This window comes from Glutamicibacter sp. NPDC087344, from assembly GCF_044744225.1.
In the GTDB taxonomy this organism is placed as follows: Bacteria; Actinomycetota; Actinomycetes; order Actinomycetales; family Micrococcaceae; genus Glutamicibacter.
This window is the reverse complement of record NZ_JBIUXY010000006.1, coordinates 299,243-315,117: the sequence shown is the minus strand read 5'-3', so window position 1 is coordinate 315,117 and position 15,875 is coordinate 299,243. Positions and strand designations below refer to the sequence as shown.

The window sequence follows — 15,875 nt, the reverse complement described above, 5'->3', positions numbered from 1 at the left end:
CCCGCCGGGCCGGGTCTGTGGGGCGGGGGCCGTGGGCCGGGGGGGGGGGGGGGCCCCCTGGTTATTTCGTTCCCCGCGCTGCTGTTTTTTTCTGGTCTTGGGCCCGCGGGGGGGCCCCCACCGCTCGGGGTGGGCGCCCGCCGCGTTTAACAGACGAAAGGGGCCGTGTCCCACCTGGATCCAGGTGGAACACGGCCCCTCTTGCGCCGATGAAGCTTAGACCGCTTCGCCGCGCGAGGTGCGCAGCTGCGTCAGGCGATCGGAGAGGATCTTCTCAAGCTCTTCTTCGGTGCGGCGTTCCAGGAGCATGTCCCAGTGGGTACGCACCGGCTTCTCGGTGCTGACTTCCTCGGCCTTGGCTTCGCCGTGGACCAGCTTGGCTTCCTTGCCGGTCTTGGTGGTCCAAGTGGCTGGAATCTCTGCCTCGGCGGCAAAAACGATGAAGACGGTTTCACCCTCTTCGGTACGGTATTCGACGCGCTGACGGGCAGCCGGCTCCACACCTGCCTCAGATTCCATGCTCTGTGCACCCAGGCGCATGCCTCGTAGGCTGCGATCGCTCATGTTTTTTCCTCCGCGATGTCTAAAAAATTCGCTACACGTACCAACGGTTGGCGCGCTGAAATAATTCCGCCAGCGGACGGCTGGAACTAAATTTTTGCACCAAAACATCCATTATACGCGCCTGCGGCGAGGTGCATGGTTCGCACCTCGCCGCAGCGTGATTATTGACCTAATCGGGTTTCCCCGGAATCAGATTCCGTCGTTGGCACCCGGTGTGGTTGGGTTCTTGGGGGTTCCCGATCCACCCAGTGCGCCGCCGATGCCCTTCAGCGCCTCGGTCAGCTCGCTGGGGATCACCCAGAGCGTGTTCGAGGTGCCTTCGGCCAGTTTCGGCAGGGTCTGCAGGTACTGGTAAGCCAGCAGTTCCTGGTCCGGACGACCCGAGTGGATCGCATCGAACACCTTCTGGATTGCCTGTGCTTCACCATCAGCTCGCAGGATCGATGCCTGGGCATCACCTTCGGCCTTGAGGATGGAGGCCTGACGCTCGCCTTCGGCGGTGAGGATGTCGGACTGCTTGGTACCCTCAGCGGTCAGGATCGCGGCACGACGGTCACGTTCGGCACGCATCTGCTTCTCCATCGAGTCCTGGATGGACAGGGGAGGATCGATGGCCTTCAGCTCGACACGCGAGACACGAATGCCCCACTTGCCGGTAGCTTCATCCAACACGCCTCGCAGCTGGCCGTTGATCTGGTCGCGGCTGGTCAGAGCCTCTTCCAGGTTCAAACCACCGACGACGTTACGCAGCGTGGTCGTGGTCAGCTGTTCCACGGCCTGAATGTAGTTGGCAATCTCGTAGGTTGCCGCACGTGGTTCGGTGATCTGGAAGTACACCACGGTGTCGATGGAGACCACGAGGTTGTCTTCGGTGATCACCGGCTGTGGCGGGAAGGACACAACCTGTTCACGCAGATCCAGCAGCGGAAGCAGTCGGTCCACAAATGGAATCAGAATGGTCAGACCCGGATTCAGGGTGCGGTTGTACTTGCCGAGGCGTTCCACAATGCCCGCACGTGCCTGGGGCACGATACGCACACTGCGTAATAGCACGACGATCACGAAGATCGCCAGAACGACAAGGACGATGGTCAAGCCAAAGCCATTACCTGACATGGTTTGTACTCTCTTTCCTTGTGCTTGAGTGATAAATTAATGGGTCGGAACAAGCCAGGCGGCCTAGATTTCCGAGGTTTGGGGTGCCGGCTCAAGATAGGCGGTGGCACCTTCCACCCGGCGAACTTTAGCGTAGCTGCCGGGCATCATGGTGGGCATATTTGGCTCAGCCCGCGCGGTCCAGATTTCTCCCTGGATCTTCGCCGAACCGGACAGGCGCGAGGTGGGTTCCAGGATCAATGCGTCTTCGCCGATCAGGCGTTCGATGTTGGTTCTAAACCCCTCGGGAGATTTTTTCAGATGCCTGACCGCGATCGGTCTGACCAGCAAGATCATCAGCAGGGAAACAATGCAGAAAACGACTACCTGCAACCAGACCGGCCCGTCCAATAGGGCAACTGTCACGCCTCCGAGGGCGCCGACGCCGAGCATGATGAAGTACAAATCGAGCGAGAGCATTTCGACGATTGCCAGCAGCAGAAACACCGCGAGCCAAATGACCCACGCGTTGCTGACGATCCATTCCGCCGTTGTCATGGCTTCCACCTTTGCTCAAATCGTTCAAGGGCCCTTAGCGAGTGGCCTTTCCTACATTCTGCCGTAACCGATGAACAAAAGGTGTAGTCATTTTGGGGTATTTTCTAGGCCTGCGGGATGAACAAATGTACGTCAAAGGATGCGTTGACTGTGCGCCGGCCGAGGTTTTCGGCCTTGGAACGGAGGGTATCGCCGGAGAGATGGTGCCCCGCCGGCCCCATGAACACCAGATTATAGAGGTCTGCCGGTTCCAGGTTCATGCTGTAACGCAGGTTCTGCGATTGCACGTGCCGAAGGCCTTCGGCAGCGAACTTCTCGATCAAGACCTGCTGCTTGCCCCCGGCGACGGAGAGCATATCCAAGGGTTCGCGGACTTCCTCCAGATGATCCTCGGCGCCGGTGACCACCAGACACAGCCCATCAGGGCGTAGTACCCGGCGAAATTCGGCGGGATTATGCGGGGCGAAGCAGTTCAGCACCACATCTCGCGACTGATCCGCGCTGGGAATAGTTCGCCAGACATCCCACACGATCGCTAGGGTGTCCGGCAGCTTGGCCGCGCGACGCATGGCGAAGCGGGAGATGTCCATTGCCACCGCGTCCTGGTTCGCAGCCGGGTGCTGCTTCAGAATTTCACCAAGATAGTAGCCGGTTCCGGCTCCGGCGTCGAGGATCTCCAAGCTGTCGGCGCGATGACGCTCGGCGACCAGCGTAGCCAGTTCGGAAGCCAAGGCGGCGTAATGTCCACGGCCCTGGAATTCTTCCCTGGCCAGAACCATCGGGGAAGTGTCTTCGAGAAAGTTTGTCCCCTTGCCCGTGAGGAAATTGAAGTATCCTTGTTTGGCCGCGTCAAACCGGTGGCCGGCTGCGCAGCCCAGGGAACGCCGCGGCTCGGTGGTGAGCTTCAGTGCTGCCGCGCAAATAGGGCACAAAACCGAGGTGGGTTCGTTCACTAGAATCCCAACACTTTTTTGGCCGTGCTGACCGAGAGGCCCTGATGGCGCCACAGCTCGGTTTCATTGATTAGTGAGCGGGTGACGGCCTTGTCGATATAAACGGTTCCGGACAGATGATCGGTTTCGTGTTGCACGATGCGGGCCTGCCAACCGGAGAAGTCTCGGATGATCGTGGCTCCGGACCGGTCCTCGTAGCTTGCCCTGATATCGGCGGGGCGTGAGACTACCGCCTGGAATCCGTCGAATGAGAGGCATCCCTCGTAAAATTCGGCCAACCGGTCTCCGCGAGCTTCGTAGCGGGGGTTGAAGGTCTCAAAGTATTCCAGGGGCTCGCGCTCGCGTTCAGCGGCCATCTCCTCTGGCAGGTTATAAAGATCCTCAAGGACAGCGATCTGCAGGGGGATCCCGATCTGCGGGGCCGCCAACCCTACACCGGGGGCGTCGTACATGCTCTGGCGCATGACATTGAGCAGCTCGTCCAAAAGCTCGGCTGGTAACTGTCCGGTGTATGGGACGGCGGGTTGGCGAAGCACCGGATGGCCCAATTGCACGATGGGCACCACCTGATTTTCGGCCTTGCTGAGAACCTCAGCGACCAACTCTTCGAGTTCTGCGGGGGAGTACGTCGGGTGCATGGTCAATTGCCTGTCCGTTCAAGTTCAATGAGTTTAAGCTGGGCCAAACGTGAGGCCAATCGCTCGCGTTCAGTATCGTGCAACATGGAGCCCAAATGCTCTAGGTGATCCGTGGTGTAAAGATGCAGCTCAATGTCGCGGTCGTAAAAGATGTCCAAGACATTGGCCAGCCGGCGTTCCTCGTCCATGGGCAAACTTTGGCTTGAAGGAATGTCGGTGAGATGCCAGCGTGTGTAACGCTGCGCTAGTTGCAGGTAATCGGCGGTGTTCCGCCGGGTGCCGCACAGCTGCGAAAAACTGACCCAGATGGTTTTCCCATCGATAGTTGCCGGGCCGATGGTGTCGTAACCGATGGGAATCATTGTTTGTGCTGCTGAGGCAGGTGCCGCGTCGATTCCCACGCTGAGCGATCCGGCCCGGTACCCAGTGGCGAATGTCTGCTCCAGGACGGCGACGGTGCGATAGTCCAGGTTGCCGTTGAGTTCAAAAACCGTAAATTGTTCGCGTATGCAGTGGATAGTTGATTGGACCAGGTGATGGAATGCGTCGTCATCCAGCAGACGTTCCGGCTCGTAGTTGGAGGTGGCCACCAAGAAGATCGAGTTCTCCGAGCAGTACTTCACCAGCTTGACCATCAGCATCGCGTCGCCCGGCTCGGTACAGTGAAACTCATCAAATACCAAGATTTTTAATCCCTTGAGCTCCCGTTCGAGACCTTGGCTGAATATCGCGCCAATCCGCTGCTCAGGGACACGATTTTTGGGGGAGTTCAGGAGCTGGAAGAATTCGTGAAAGTGGAATCGGGCAGTACTTTTGGTTGGCAGTGCCGCGACCAGGGCGTTGATCATCATTGTTTTGCCTCGCCCTGGAGGGCCAAAGATGTATAGACCACGGGATTTGGCAGCATATCTCGCCGTGGTGGCAGAACTCAGGAGTTCGATAAGTTGAAGCTGCTGAGCATCGGGGACAACCTGTTGCTCAGCGATATTTTGGAGGATCTGAGCTTCAAGTTCTCTGGCCGACGAGGTTTTCGGAGGCAAAGAGGGCATAGATAAATCTTCGCATCTGCTGGCATCTGGGCCAATTTAGGTGATGTAGGGTGCCGAACGAGTCCATTCAGGCGTCATCGCCAGCTCAATAATCGTGAAACCACAGGTCAACTAGGCGAATGTTATATATCTAATTTGATGATTTATTCAGGGGAGTGGGTTATCGCTGACGGAGGATCAATAATTCCTGAGATCTCGGCCGGCAACCTATCGCTTTATTGGCTCGCGTGACCATAATGGATTCACTTACGGACAGGAGCGTGTGTCATGAACGGTGAATATCTGGCCGAGCCGATGAGCGGCCAAATTATCGACAGTGACCTGCTGGACATGTCCGTCTTGGTGCTCAAGACATTGTCCGATCCGGCGCGGCTGCAGTTGCTGTGGGCTTTGTGCCAAGATGATCGAACGTTGTCCGAGTTGGCGCAGCAGGTTGGCGTCACGCCGACAACCGCGAGCCAGTTATTGACTAGGCTTCGAGGTGCCGGCGTTCTGCAGACTCGCAAGTCTGATGGGCACACGATTTATGCGATTCCTGACGAGCGCACGCGAGAATTCATTCGACAGACGCTGGAGTTCGCTCAGTATCGTTTGGCTCGGCAGGCTGACGGAGAAGCTTCGTGATGCGGGAATGAGTTGCACGGGAACCTCGGTAAGCACCTAAATCTTGCAACTTCTGGGACTTCGCCAAAAAGCCGATAATCTACATTATGTAAAGTAGAGGAAATCTGACAGTCCCCGACCGCTTGATTTACAGTGTTCTTTCGAGCCAAAGATCAACCGATTGCGCTGCGAGAATGGTGGCACAACCTGAGCCGTAGACTACGAATCTCGCTTCACGGTGATGACTTGCAACGAAGATCTTCAGCGGGCTGCCAACTATGCATCAGACCGATTCGCTAACACCCAGATGCAGAAGATCAGTTGCAAGACCGATTACCTGGGGTCCACGCAGTGGCATTTGAGATCTACCCACTGTCATTTTGCGATCCGTACCGCTGGGTGGAAAACGACACTGAGTTATGGATTATGCTCGTGTAGCGCAGGAGCTCAACCACTTTGGAGATGAGTCAGGATTCAGCTCGTTGTGATACGCCGCCACTCATGAACTTGCCCAAAGGGCTTAGGTGCCTCGAGATCACTGACCGTTGATCAGGTCATTTAGGCCCTTGCATCCTTCTAACAGCAGGCTGTTCGCAAGGAAACTGGGGTTACTCCCCCGCCGTTTGCGGCGATTTTGTTGGAGCATTCGACTCTTGATTCGCGATGAATCGTGGAACCAGTTTTACGTAGGCGAGCATACCGATCAGCTCGATAATGGTTTGCGCCACAACGACTGCAGGGACTAAAGCCAGGGTGCTCGGCATGGCCAGCGCCAGGGGAAGAACGACCAGGGAATTTCTCGTGGCACCCGAGACCACCAGCGCTCGTGTGGAAGATCCTTCGAGTTTGAAAATTCGCGCTGTTGTCCGGCCCACTGGAAACATGATGATCAAGAAAAACAGGTAGAGCGGAACAACACTCATAATTCGATTCAGATCCGCGCTTACTGCACTGACCTGTGAGGCAATGACCAGAAACAGCACGATCATCATTAATGGCACCATGAGGAAGTCCATCAGTGTCTGTGCAGCTGAGATGACCGGCCAACGCCGTGCGCAAACTTGAATCGCCAGAGCGGCCGCAAATGGAATGAGAATCAGCCAGATGAATGCTCGAACGAACGGTTCCGGGTCAAGAATTTCGTTCAGCGCCCCGTCGGCGAACCAGGTCAGATAGACCGGCAGGAGCAGCATTTGAAGCAGCATGAGCACTGGTGTTGCCGCAAGCAACTGGTGGTGCGCTCCCCCGGCGACGCGTGTAAAAACAATGACGTAGTCAACACATGGCGCAAGCAGGACCAGCAGCAACCCAACCTGTAGTTCTTGATCCTGGGCTACTGCTTGGGCCAGTACCCATACAACTGCCGGAACAATGGCGAAATTCAGGACCATGACGGCGAGGAGGAAACGCGTACTTCGCAGGGCCTCGACGAGTTTGGTTAGTGGAATTGCCAAAAAGGTGGCGAAAAGGAGCAATCCCAAAGCTGGATCAATTCCAGAGTCCAGGGACTGGGAGAACTGGGGCTGTAGCAGCCCAAGCAACCCGGCAAGAACCACAACACCCAAGTACAACGAGACTTGCCGCTTCTGCAGTGATTCGTTGATTTGTTGGATCGCGTTCAGCATTGCTTCTCCCCTCCCTTCTGTTTCAGGAATCACTGTGGCCGAGACTAATTGGTGGTGAGCGAAATCAAGTGATTCGTGGTCACCTGCTCAAGAACCTAGGATTGATGCATGGTTCAAAAAATCCGACAGTGGCCCGCGTGGGTTGCTATTGATCTGGTTCTAATCGTAATTTTCGCACTGCTTGGCCGCCGCGAACATGAACACGGGCTGTCGATCGGAGGCATCCTATGGACAGCGCTGCCGTTCATCATCGGATACCTCATCCTGACCTTGGTGACGCGTCCTTGGAAGACCATCAATAATGTGTGGCCCATCGGCCTGTTGGTCTGGCTTGGGACTGTGGTGTTGGGCATTGCTGTACGCCTGGCACTGGGCTCAACAGCGGCGATCGCATTCATTATCGTTGCGGCCATTGTTCTTGGGCTGTTTTTGCTGGGACGCCGGCTTATCACTGGGCTTGTCGCCAAGCGTCTAGCTAAACAGTAAGCCGAGACCGTAGGCTCCTGCCGCGACCAGACCGCTAGCGAAGGTTCCAAGGATGAACTGTTCTGCGGCCTGATGGTTTTTTAGTTCGGAGAATCTGCCAAGGCCCTTCACGGCGAGAACCACTGCTGTTCCTTCAGGCCATCCTGCCCAGAGGGTTCCAACGATGGCTGCCCGTTCCAAAAGTCCGATCCACAATCCGCCTCGAAGCGGCGATGGGTCGGACTTTTCTTTCGCCGGCAATTTCGGATCGCGTGAGGCCAAGCCGAACACCAACTCGGTGAATGGCCCGCCAAATGCGAGTGCGAAAACAACGCTCAGAGAGATTGACAGGACCGCCGGAACGAGGTGCGGGTCCTGTATCGAGCGAGCTATGAGCCCGAAGACGAGACTTACGAGTGTGAGCGAGCCAGCAGCCAGGGTGAGCCACGTTCGTACCCTCGCGCGGCGTCCCTTCGCATAGCTGAGGAAACTGGCCGCACCTGATAGGCCTGTCGCGGCGAAGAGGACAAGCCAGGCAGTCCAGAACACGGGTGCTACTCCCCTATCAACTTCAGTTGGCGAGCCAGTGACTTCGCGGCTTCGTCCATCATTCGGTTCGCTTCGAACCACAGTGCTGCCGAGAGCCGCGAAGATACCGCTTGCTGGGTGATGCCCAAGCGAGCGGCGATTTGTTGCTGGGTCATGCCTTCATCTGCCAACGTTCCGGCCTCCCAGGCTGTGGCGCGGCGTTTTGAAACAACGGACGCGGTGAGCTGCAGTTCAGCTTCAAGCCGGGTGGCTTCGGTGGTTGGCCCGTGCACAGCCAGGTGCGCATTGGTGTTTTTGGCTCGCTCTACGGCAACCCGGGCAAACTCAAAGGCCGGGCCTCGGCCAGCTCTCGTTTCTGCAGGCAACGGGGTTTCCACCTGGCCAAAACCGATACCCACACTCCAGTCCCCCGAGGCCGCCATCATGACCGCTAAGCGAATCGCTTCGGAAGCATCATCTAGCACTGCCTGGATTTCGTCGCCGGCCGTGCGCTGGAAGGGACGCACCACTGGTACGGTGGCGTTCGCCTGCATGACTAACGCTTCAACCTTGTCATCAGAGGAACGAGAACGCCTCTGATCAATCGTCAACACAATCATGTGACAATGTTAAAACATTGTCTTTTATTTCACAAATTTTAAAACTTGTTGATCCCGCGCCACGAAGGTTCTCAAACATTCGAGTCTGGTCTATCGTCGACTAAGGTTAAGCCAAGAGAACGGCCCTATATTAAGCGGGCCACGAGCGTTGAGAGGCATCAATGGTTACCGCATTTGTCATGATTCAGACTGCTACTGACAGCATCCCGGAGTGTGCACAGCAGATTTCTGAAATTGAAGGCATTCGTGAAGTCTACTCCGTGGCCGGGGACTGGGATCTGATCGCGATTGCCCATGTCCACAAGCATGAAGATCTTGCTGAGGTTATCGCCAACAAGCTTTCAAAGATTCCAGGAATTCGCGGAACTCAGACCCATATTGCCTTCCGCGCATACTCCACTCACGATTTGGATGCCGCATTCTCCTTGGATTTGGGTGAGTAGCAGGATCTTGTACACCTAAGGCCTTGGTTCAGTGCTTGTAGAGCACCGAACCAAGGCCTTGGTTTGTGGGTGAACGTAAAACTATTGACCGACGATAGCAGTGGTCGTTTCAGACCAGGTTGCTAGAACCGCGGCAGCTGAGCCCGAATCAATCGATTTTTTCGCCAGCTCCAAGGCGGCGGCCATCCGGTCCTTGAAACTGCCTTCGGCCTGCGGATTGAAAGCCACAATTCCGGCAGCCGCGTTGACAAGGACTGCATCGCGTACCGGGCCCGTGGCGCCGTTGACGATATCGCGGACAACTTGCGCGTTGTGCTGCGCATCCCCACCACGTAAATCTTCGAGTGTCGCCCTGGGGACTCCGATCTCTTGGACATCGAAGGTGAACTCCTCAACCGCTCCGTCGCGTACTTCCCAGACGCGGTTCAGCGCCGTTGTGGTGAGCTCGTCGAGGCCGTCTTCGCCGCGGAATACCAGGCCTCGCACGCCGCGGCTGGCGAGAACTCCGGCCATGATCGGCGCCATCAAAAGATCGGAACACCCAATGGCCGAAGCGCTGGGCAGGGCTGGATTGGTCAGTGGCCCCATGAAGTTGAAGGCTGTCGGAATCCGAAGCTGACGCCGGGCGTTTGCCACATGGCGCATCGAGGGGTGGAAGATGTTGGCGAAGCAGAACGCAATTCCAACCTTGTCATACACCTCTACAAGGCGCTCGATTGGTACATCGAGACGCACGTCCAATGCCTCAAGCACGTCGGCTGAACCGGAGGAAGACGATGATGCGCGGTTGCCGTGCTTAACGATGCTCACGCCGGCACCTGCGCAGACCAAGGTCGCCATCGTTGAAATGTTGACGGTGTTCTGCCGGTCTCCGCCGGTTCCCACAATGTCCAGGGTTGGTGCTTTGACGCTCAAGGGGCGCGCGTTGGCCACCATCGAGTCGACCAAACCGGTCAACTCTGCGACGGTTTCGCCCTTGGCGCGCAGCGCGACTAAAAAGCCAGCGATTTGTACATCGCTCGCTTCACCATTCATGATTTCGTTCATCGCCCAACCGGCTTCATCGCGGCTGAGGTCTCCTCCGGAAATCAGCGTTGCCAGCAGATTTGGCCACGTGGGGAACTTTTCGTTTACAGGGCTCGTTGACACGTATGTAAGCCTATCGAGAAGCTTCGAAATCGTTCCAGTTCATGTCTTAAGAAGTTGTGTCGCAGACCTCCAAAAACCGTGCTTTTTCGGGCGAAATTACGCAACATCCGTGTTGCATAAATGATTGTTTCGCGTGACGCGCCGAATCAAGCTCTACGAATTGTAGAAAGAGTTTGATTCGAACTTCCGCGTGTTTCCGCGGTTGTTGCGCTGATGTGGCGGAAGAAACCTCTGTCAGCCCCCATTTGCATTGGTATCTGAGGGCCGTTTAGAGACATAATGACAGTGTGACAACTGCGACTCATGCCCCAAATACGACGGCGCCTCATGCGCCGAACCGCCCAAACATGGTGTCGGTGGGAACGATGGTGTGGCTCTCCAGCGAGCTCATGTTCTTCGCCGCCCTCTTCGCCATGTACTTCAGCCTCCGTGCTGCCGCGCCCGAACTCTGGGCGAACGAAACTGCCAAGCTGAACGTTCCGTTCGCGCTGGTAAACACCTTGATTCTGGTGTCCAGCTCGTTCACCTGCCAGCTTGGTGTTTTCAAGGCCGAGGCATTTAAGCCTCGCCGTACTGGCGGAGTGTTCAACCTCAAGGAATGGGGAATGATCGAATGGTTCATTCTTACCTTTGTCCTTGGGGCTATCTTCGTTTCGGTCCAGGCCTACGAATACGTCGTCCTCGTTCATGAGGGCGTTGCCCTGAACTCGAACGGCTATGCTTCGGCGTTCTACATGACTACCGGCTTCCACGGCATTCACGTCGCCGGTGGCCTGATTGCATTCCTGCTGATCATTGGTCGTGCGATGCTCGCGAAGAAGTTTGGCCACTTCGAAGCAACCGGCGCCATCGTCGTGTCCTACTACTGGCACTTCGTTGACGTTGTCTGGATTGCTTTGTTCGCGATCATCTACTTCCTGAAGTAGGCAACTAAAATTCACAAGTTGCCTCCACAGAAGTACGGCAACACCACACCAAGAAATTAAGTGAGGAATCAGCAAGTGAAGGCTCTTTCGAAAAAGCGCCGCCACCCGCTCGCCGCTGTGGCCCTGCTGTTATTCGGATTGCTGATTACCGGCAGTCTCTACACTGCAGCGGGAACCATCAGCGAAGCGAAGGCTGCGGAGACCACCACTGCCTCGCAGTCGGATGTCGATGAAGGCGGAAAGCTTTTCGTCGCCAACTGTGCGACCTGCCACGGCTTGAAGGCTGAAGGATCCGACTCGGGCCCATCGCTGATCGGCGTTGGCGCCGCAGCGGTTGACTTCCAGGTTGGAACCGGCCGTATGCCAATGCAGCTGCAGGGCCCGCAGGCTCAGGCTAAACCAGTGCAGTTTACCGATGAGCAGATCTCCCAGCTGGCAGCATACGTCGCCAGCCTCGGCGCAGGACCGGCAATCCCGGATGAGGAAAACCTGGATACCACCAAGGGCGACGCCGCTCATGGTGGAACCGTGTTCCGCGTCAACTGCGCGATGTGCCACAACGCCGCCGCTGCCGGTGGTGCGTTGACCCGCGGTAAGTTTGCTCCGACCCTGGCCGGTGTCAGCGAGAAGCACATTTACGAAGCAATGATGACCGGCCCGCAGAACATGCCTGTGTTCAACGATTCGAACATCACCCCGGATGAGAAGCGTGACGTTGTCACCTTCCTGAAGACCATTGAAGCCAATGGCACCGCCGGCGGTCTTGCTCTCGGTTCGCTGGGTCCAGTGGCTGAAGGCCTGTTCATCTGGACCGCTGGTCTGGGTATCATCATCGCCTTCACGATTTGGTTGACCTCGCGTCCTTCCTAAGGCACTCGCGGCCTCTTGGCCGCAAACATCACTACGTACAAAAATTCCTAACAGAAGGATGAGAGAGAAACATGGGCGACCATAGTCACGGCAGTCCCGAAGACTCGGGCACCGTTGCTAAGGCTGACGATGTGGCTCAGGACCGTTTCCCGGATCCAGGACTACCTCCGCACCGTCCGCGTCTCGCAGATCGCGATCCGCGCGCAGCCAAGCGACACGAGCGCCAAGTAGCGCTCCTATTTACCATCTCCATCATCGGCACGCTGTTCTTCTTCGTGGCCTACTTCGTCCTGGGCCACCTGGGCGACATGACTTTCGCTGAACTTCGTGTTCAGAACGCAGCTCTGGGCCTCGGCACCACATTCGCGATGCTGGGCATCGGCGTCGGCATCGTTCACTGGGCCAAGACCCTGATGCCGGACCATGAATTGGTCGAGAGCCGCCACGAGATTCGCACCGAAGCAGATCGCCAGGATGCAGTCGAAATCGTTGACACCATCATCGAAGAGTCTGGCATCAAGCGCCGTCCGCTGATCCGCAACACCCTGATTGGTGCCATCGCCTTGGCACCGGTTCCCGCGATCTTCATGTTCCGCGACCTTGAGCGCTCTGGAAAGACCGCTGGCGAAATGGTTGAACAGCTACGTCACACCTTGTGGGACACCGGCGTTCGCCTGACCCGCGACCCTTCGGGCACCCCGATCAAGGCTTCGGATGTTCAGATCGGCTCGGTTTTCCACGTCATTCCCGAGGGTCTGAACGAAGCCGAAAACATGCTGAACGAAAAGGCCAAGGCCGTTGTTCTGTTGATGCGTATGGATCCGCAGGAGATGAACATCTCCGAGGGTCGCGAAGACTGGAACGTAGACGGCATCGTCGCCTACTCCAAGATTTGCACCCACGTGGGTTGCCCGATTGCTCTGTACGAGCAGCACACCCACCACCTGCTGTGCCCTTGCCACCAGTCGACCTTCGACCTTGCCAATGAGTGCAAGGTTGTCTTCGGCCCGGCGGGTCACGCACTTCCGCAGTTGCCAATCACCGTGGATGCCGACGGCTATCTGGTAGCCCAGAGCGACTTCCACGAACCTGTTGGCCCGGCCTACTGGGAGCGTGGTCAGAACTCATGACGACTACTAACGAGTACACCGCCTCGACCAAGACCGGCCGTTTGGCCGACTTCGTCGACACCCGCGTTGGCGCGTCGAGCATTGTCAAGGAATTCGGTCGCAAGATCTTCCCTGACCACTGGTCCTTCATGTTCGGTGAAGTGGCAATGTACTGCTTCGTACTGTTGCTGCTTTCCGGAACCTTCCTGACCTTCTTCTTCGATCCTTCCATGGCACACGTTGTCTATGAGGGTTCGTATGTGCCTCTGAAGGGTATCGGCATGTCGACGGCTATGGCCTCGACCCTCGATATCTCCTTCGATGTGCGTGGCGGTCTGTTCATGCGCCAGGTGCACCACTGGTCGGCGCTGCTGTTTGTTGCTTCGCTCTCCGTGCACATGCTGCGCGTGTTCTTCACCGGTGCGTTCCGTCGCCCGCGTGAACTGAACTGGGTTGTCGGCGGCGTGCTGCTGATCATGGGTCTGGCTGCCGGCTTCACCGGCTACTCGCTGCCAGATGATCTGCTTTCCGGCAACGGTCTGCGAATCATTGACGGTGTGATGAAGGCCCTGCCAGTTGTAGGTACCTACCTGTCGATGTTCTTCTTCGGCGGAGAGTTCCCGGGCGAGGATGTTATTCCGCGCCTGTACTCGCTGCACATCATGATTGTTCCTGCAGTGATCATCCTGCTGCTGGTCATTCACCTGTTCATGGTTGTCACCCACAAGCACACCCAGTACCCCGGCCCGGGTCGCACCAACGACAATGTTGTTGGCTTCCCAGTGGGTCCGGTTTACGCGGCAAAGGCTGGCGGCTTCTTCTTCATCGTCTTCGGCGTGATTGCATTGATCTCCGGTCTGGTGCAGATCAACCCGGTGTGGAACTATGGTCCATACGACCCGTCCCCGGTTTCGGCTGGTACCCAGCCTGACTGGTACATCGGGTTCGTTGACGGCGCGTTGCGTCTGATGCCAGGTGTCTTGGGCAACTTCAGCTTTGTATGGAACATCCCGTTCCCATGGGGCGATAACAGCTTGGTCCTTTCGGTTCTCTTGCCGGCACTGGTACCAGCGGGCGCACTGTTCACCGTCATGTTCGCATGGCCGTGGATTGAACGCTGGGTCACCAAGGACAAGCGCGAGCACCACTTGCTCGACCGTCCGCGTAACGCCCCGTTCCGTACCGCAATGGGCGCCGCTGGTGTTGTCTTCTACTGCGTGATGTGGGCAGCTGCATCTTCGGACTTGATCGCAACCCACTTCCACGTGGCATTGAATGACGTGACGTACTGGCTGCGTACACTGTTCTTCATCGGCCCACTGATTGCCTTCTGGCTGACTCGCCGCATCTGCCTGTCGCTGCAGCGCAAGGATCGCGAGATCGTGTTGCACGGCCGCGAGGCCGGCATCATCCAGATGTCCCCAGAGGGTGGCTTCAGCGAGAAGCACGAGGAAGTAGACGTCTACAAGCGCTACCTGCTGACCAGCTTCAACGACAACCAGTACATCCCGGCTCAGCCGGATGCTGCCGGTCACGTCTCCCGCAAGGAGAAGCGTCGTGCGAAGATCTCGAAGTTCTTCTTCGAAGATCGTGTCGCCCCAGTTACCCCGTCGGAGCTAGCAGCTGCCAAGGCAGCTCACGGCCACCACGAGGTTGAAGGCGAAGCGCACGACTCGATCGAGAAGTAAACTCAACTCGCGTTAGTCACAAAACGAGGGACATACCGAAAGGTATGTCCCTCGTTTAGTTAACCCGTGTGGCTGATACGGCGTAGAAGTGACATTGAGGGGCTTCGCGTCGCACAAATGGCCTCCTGCGTGCCCGGGGCAGTGCAAAGCGTTTAGGGGGCTTTCTACGGACTTCGGGTGTTTCCGGTTCCACACCTCGGTGGAACTTTGTTGCGACAAGTGCGCCGGTGTTCAGGCACAAGCTGACGAACTCCCCCGCAAACTCGTATCAGATGGGTTGAAGCGCCAGTGCCGTCTTCCAGCTGTCACGGCCGCTTCGCGTGCACGCTGGGCGATCCGCAGTGCTTGGCCAGCGTTGGATGAGTGCACAGCGTCGCCCGCTCATGGGCGTGGAACACTGCCGTTGGTGGTCGGTGGGTACAACGATGTGTCCGTCGTATCAGGCTCAAACGCTGTGCACGAATTTTGTTTGTTGGAGCGGTAATTGCCGCTCACGCTGGGAAGTGCCTCGACGATGAGGGTCAGTATCCGGGCAAACTGGCCTTCGGAGGTTCGTGAGTCCCCCACTATTCTCGATAATCCCCACACCTTCAGCTTCGCTGCCTCGGCGCTGAGGTTCCTGGTTGATGCCGCCTTAGCTTGTGTGGTGTCTTGGCCAGCCATCCACAGATCGTACGGTGCCTGAGCAGGCAGGATCCCGCCCGGGCCAACGAAATCAGTTGCCTAGTGCCTACCGGCTCCTGCTGGACTGCCCCGGGAGTAAAAACTTTTGAATCACGGCACCTGATGTCCCAACCGCCGTCCTAATGGACTTGAAGTCTTCCGCGCTGGCTGGAGACGCCCAGCCGTGTCCCCCTCGGCCAGCAAAGACACAGCGGCTGTCACAGTCGCACTGTTGCCCGCGTATCCATTTCCTCTGCTGGTTTTTGGACGGTGGGATCGGTGGCTTGCCGGAGCGGCTCTCGAAGAATCGAATTTTCAAAACAAACAAG

At 57.2% G+C, this 15,875-nt stretch carries 17 protein-coding genes; 7 read left to right on the top strand and 10 right to left on the bottom strand.

The features are described 5' to 3' along the window. Nucleotides 1–216: 216 nt before the first annotated feature. The 6 genes from ACIOWL_RS13315 to zapE all read right to left on the bottom strand — a co-directional run bounded on the left by ACIOWL_RS13315 (nucleotide 217) and on the right by zapE (nucleotide 4,857). Nucleotides 217–564 carry an RNA polymerase-binding protein RbpA gene (locus ACIOWL_RS13315; protein WP_400385834.1) on the bottom strand — a complete coding sequence of 116 codons (348 nt, stop codon included), beginning with the start codon at nucleotides 562–564 and terminating at the stop codon, nucleotides 217–219. A 189-nt stretch (nucleotides 565–753) separates the two neighbouring features. Next, nucleotides 754–1,680: an SPFH domain-containing protein gene (locus ACIOWL_RS13310; protein ID WP_400385832.1), complete on the bottom strand. Its 927-nt coding sequence runs from the start codon at nucleotides 1,678–1,680 to the stop codon at nucleotides 754–756. A gap of 63 nt (nucleotides 1,681–1,743) precedes the next feature. Next, nucleotides 1,744–2,217 (bottom strand): NfeD family protein, encoded by a 474-nt coding sequence (locus tag ACIOWL_RS13305; RefSeq protein ID WP_400385831.1) that lies wholly within the window; start codon nucleotides 2,215–2,217, stop codon nucleotides 1,744–1,746. Nucleotides 2,218–2,321: 104 nt separating this feature from the next. Further along, nucleotides 2,322–3,170 (bottom strand): putative RNA methyltransferase, encoded by an 849-nt coding sequence (locus tag ACIOWL_RS13300; protein WP_400385829.1) that lies wholly within the window; start codon nucleotides 3,168–3,170, stop codon nucleotides 2,322–2,324. Beyond that, nucleotides 3,170–3,808, bottom strand: coding sequence for a peptide deformylase (locus ACIOWL_RS13295; protein ID WP_400385826.1), 639 nt, complete (start codon nucleotides 3,806–3,808; stop codon nucleotides 3,170–3,172). The genes ACIOWL_RS13300 and ACIOWL_RS13295 overlap by 1 nt, the downstream gene beginning before the upstream one ends. Nucleotides 3,809–3,810: 2 nt before the next feature. Further along, nucleotides 3,811–4,857, bottom strand: a complete 1,047-nt coding sequence (zapE, locus tag ACIOWL_RS13290) for a cell division protein ZapE (protein WP_400385823.1) — start codon at nucleotides 4,855–4,857, stop codon at nucleotides 3,811–3,813. A 267-nt stretch (nucleotides 4,858–5,124) separates the two neighbouring features. Here zapE and ACIOWL_RS13285 point away from each other — a divergent pair, with 267 nt between their 5' ends. After that, nucleotides 5,125–5,481, top strand: a complete 357-nt coding sequence (locus ACIOWL_RS13285; RefSeq protein ID WP_400385820.1) for an ArsR/SmtB family transcription factor — start codon at nucleotides 5,125–5,127, stop codon at nucleotides 5,479–5,481. 587 nt (nucleotides 5,482–6,068) lie between these two features. On the opposite strand, the gene ACIOWL_RS13280 is transcribed toward ACIOWL_RS13285, so the two are convergent. Further along, nucleotides 6,069–7,085, bottom strand: coding sequence for an arsenic resistance protein (locus ACIOWL_RS13280; RefSeq protein WP_400385817.1), 1,017 nt, complete (start codon nucleotides 7,083–7,085; stop codon nucleotides 6,069–6,071). A gap of 108 nt (nucleotides 7,086–7,193) precedes the next feature. On the opposite strand from ACIOWL_RS13280, the gene ACIOWL_RS13275 reads away from it, so the two are divergent. Then, a complete protein-coding gene (locus ACIOWL_RS13275; protein ID WP_400385814.1) occupies nucleotides 7,194–7,571 on the top strand; it encodes a DUF3054 domain-containing protein in 378 nt (125 codons plus the stop codon). Here the strand turns inward: ACIOWL_RS13275 and ACIOWL_RS13270 are convergent. Together ACIOWL_RS13270 and ACIOWL_RS13265 are read right to left on the bottom strand one after the other, a co-directional pair. Then, a complete protein-coding gene (locus ACIOWL_RS13270; protein ID WP_400385811.1) occupies nucleotides 7,557–8,099 on the bottom strand; it encodes a hypothetical protein in 543 nt (180 codons plus the stop codon). The genes ACIOWL_RS13275 and ACIOWL_RS13270 overlap by 15 nt on opposite strands. Before the next feature lie 5 nt (nucleotides 8,100–8,104). After that, nucleotides 8,105–8,698: a sigma factor-like helix-turn-helix DNA-binding protein gene (locus ACIOWL_RS13265; RefSeq protein WP_400385809.1), complete on the bottom strand. Its 594-nt coding sequence runs from the start codon at nucleotides 8,696–8,698 to the stop codon at nucleotides 8,105–8,107. A 161-nt stretch (nucleotides 8,699–8,859) separates the two neighbouring features. Between ACIOWL_RS13265 and ACIOWL_RS13260 the strand changes: the two genes are divergently transcribed. Continuing rightward, nucleotides 8,860–9,141 carry an Lrp/AsnC family transcriptional regulator gene (locus ACIOWL_RS13260; RefSeq protein ID WP_400385806.1) on the top strand — a complete coding sequence of 94 codons (282 nt, stop codon included), beginning with the start codon at nucleotides 8,860–8,862 and terminating at the stop codon, nucleotides 9,139–9,141. Between the two features lie 81 nt (nucleotides 9,142–9,222). Here ACIOWL_RS13260 and trpD read toward each other — a convergent pair whose 3' ends face one another. Beyond that, entirely contained in the window at nucleotides 9,223–10,290 is a 1,068-nt protein-coding gene (gene trpD / locus ACIOWL_RS13255) for an anthranilate phosphoribosyltransferase (protein WP_400385804.1), read from the bottom strand. A gap of 287 nt (nucleotides 10,291–10,577) precedes the next feature. On the opposite strand from trpD, the gene ACIOWL_RS13250 reads away from it, so the two are divergent. From ACIOWL_RS13250 to ACIOWL_RS13235, 4 genes are all read left to right on the top strand, one after another. Further along, entirely contained in the window at nucleotides 10,578–11,216 is a 639-nt protein-coding gene (locus ACIOWL_RS13250; RefSeq protein WP_400385801.1) for a heme-copper oxidase subunit III, read from the top strand. Between the two features lie 75 nt (nucleotides 11,217–11,291). Next, complete coding sequence (locus ACIOWL_RS13245; RefSeq protein ID WP_400385799.1) at nucleotides 11,292–12,086, top strand: c-type cytochrome; 795 nt, start codon at nucleotides 11,292–11,294, stop codon at nucleotides 12,084–12,086. A gap of 71 nt (nucleotides 12,087–12,157) precedes the next feature. Further along, the gene (locus tag ACIOWL_RS13240; RefSeq protein WP_400385796.1) at nucleotides 12,158–13,216 is read left to right on the top strand and encodes a Rieske 2Fe-2S domain-containing protein; all 1,059 of its coding nucleotides are present in this window, start codon (nucleotides 12,158–12,160) and stop codon (nucleotides 13,214–13,216) included. Then, entirely contained in the window at nucleotides 13,213–14,883 is a 1,671-nt protein-coding gene (locus tag ACIOWL_RS13235; RefSeq protein ID WP_400385794.1) for a cytochrome bc complex cytochrome b subunit, read from the top strand. Before ACIOWL_RS13240 ends, ACIOWL_RS13235 begins: the two co-directional genes overlap by 4 nt. Nucleotides 14,884–15,875: the final 992 nt, after the last annotated feature.

Excerpts from the sequence above, each read along its gene's own strand:
- ACIOWL_RS13315 (WP_400385834.1), bottom strand. The coding sequence starts at position 564 with ATGAGCGATCGCAGCCTACGAGGCATGCGCCTGGGTGCACAGAGCATG.
- ACIOWL_RS13310 (WP_400385832.1), bottom strand. The coding sequence starts at position 1,680 with ATGTCAGGTAATGGCTTTGGCTTGACCATCGTCCTTGTCGTTCTGGCG.
- ACIOWL_RS13305 (WP_400385831.1), bottom strand. The coding sequence starts at position 2,217 with ATGACAACGGCGGAATGGATCGTCAGCAACGCGTGGGTCATTTGGCTC.
- ACIOWL_RS13295 (WP_400385826.1), bottom strand. The coding sequence starts at position 3,808 with ATGCACCCGACGTACTCCCCCGCAGAACTCGAAGAGTTGGTCGCTGAG.
- zapE (WP_400385823.1), bottom strand. The coding sequence starts at position 4,857 with ATGCCCTCTTTGCCTCCGAAAACCTCGTCGGCCAGAGAACTTGAAGCT.
- ACIOWL_RS13285 (WP_400385820.1), top strand. The coding sequence starts at position 5,125 with ATGAACGGTGAATATCTGGCCGAGCCGATGAGCGGCCAAATTATCGAC.
- ACIOWL_RS13280 (WP_400385817.1), bottom strand. The coding sequence starts at position 7,085 with ATGCTGAACGCGATCCAACAAATCAACGAATCACTGCAGAAGCGGCAA.
- ACIOWL_RS13275 (WP_400385814.1), top strand. The coding sequence starts at position 7,194 with ATGGTTCAAAAAATCCGACAGTGGCCCGCGTGGGTTGCTATTGATCTG.
- ACIOWL_RS13265 (WP_400385809.1), bottom strand. The coding sequence starts at position 8,698 with ATGATTGTGTTGACGATTGATCAGAGGCGTTCTCGTTCCTCTGATGAC.
- ACIOWL_RS13260 (WP_400385806.1), top strand. The coding sequence starts at position 8,860 with ATGGTTACCGCATTTGTCATGATTCAGACTGCTACTGACAGCATCCCG.
- ACIOWL_RS13240 (WP_400385796.1), top strand. The coding sequence starts at position 12,158 with ATGGGCGACCATAGTCACGGCAGTCCCGAAGACTCGGGCACCGTTGCT.
- ACIOWL_RS13235 (WP_400385794.1), top strand. The coding sequence starts at position 13,213 with ATGACGACTACTAACGAGTACACCGCCTCGACCAAGACCGGCCGTTTG.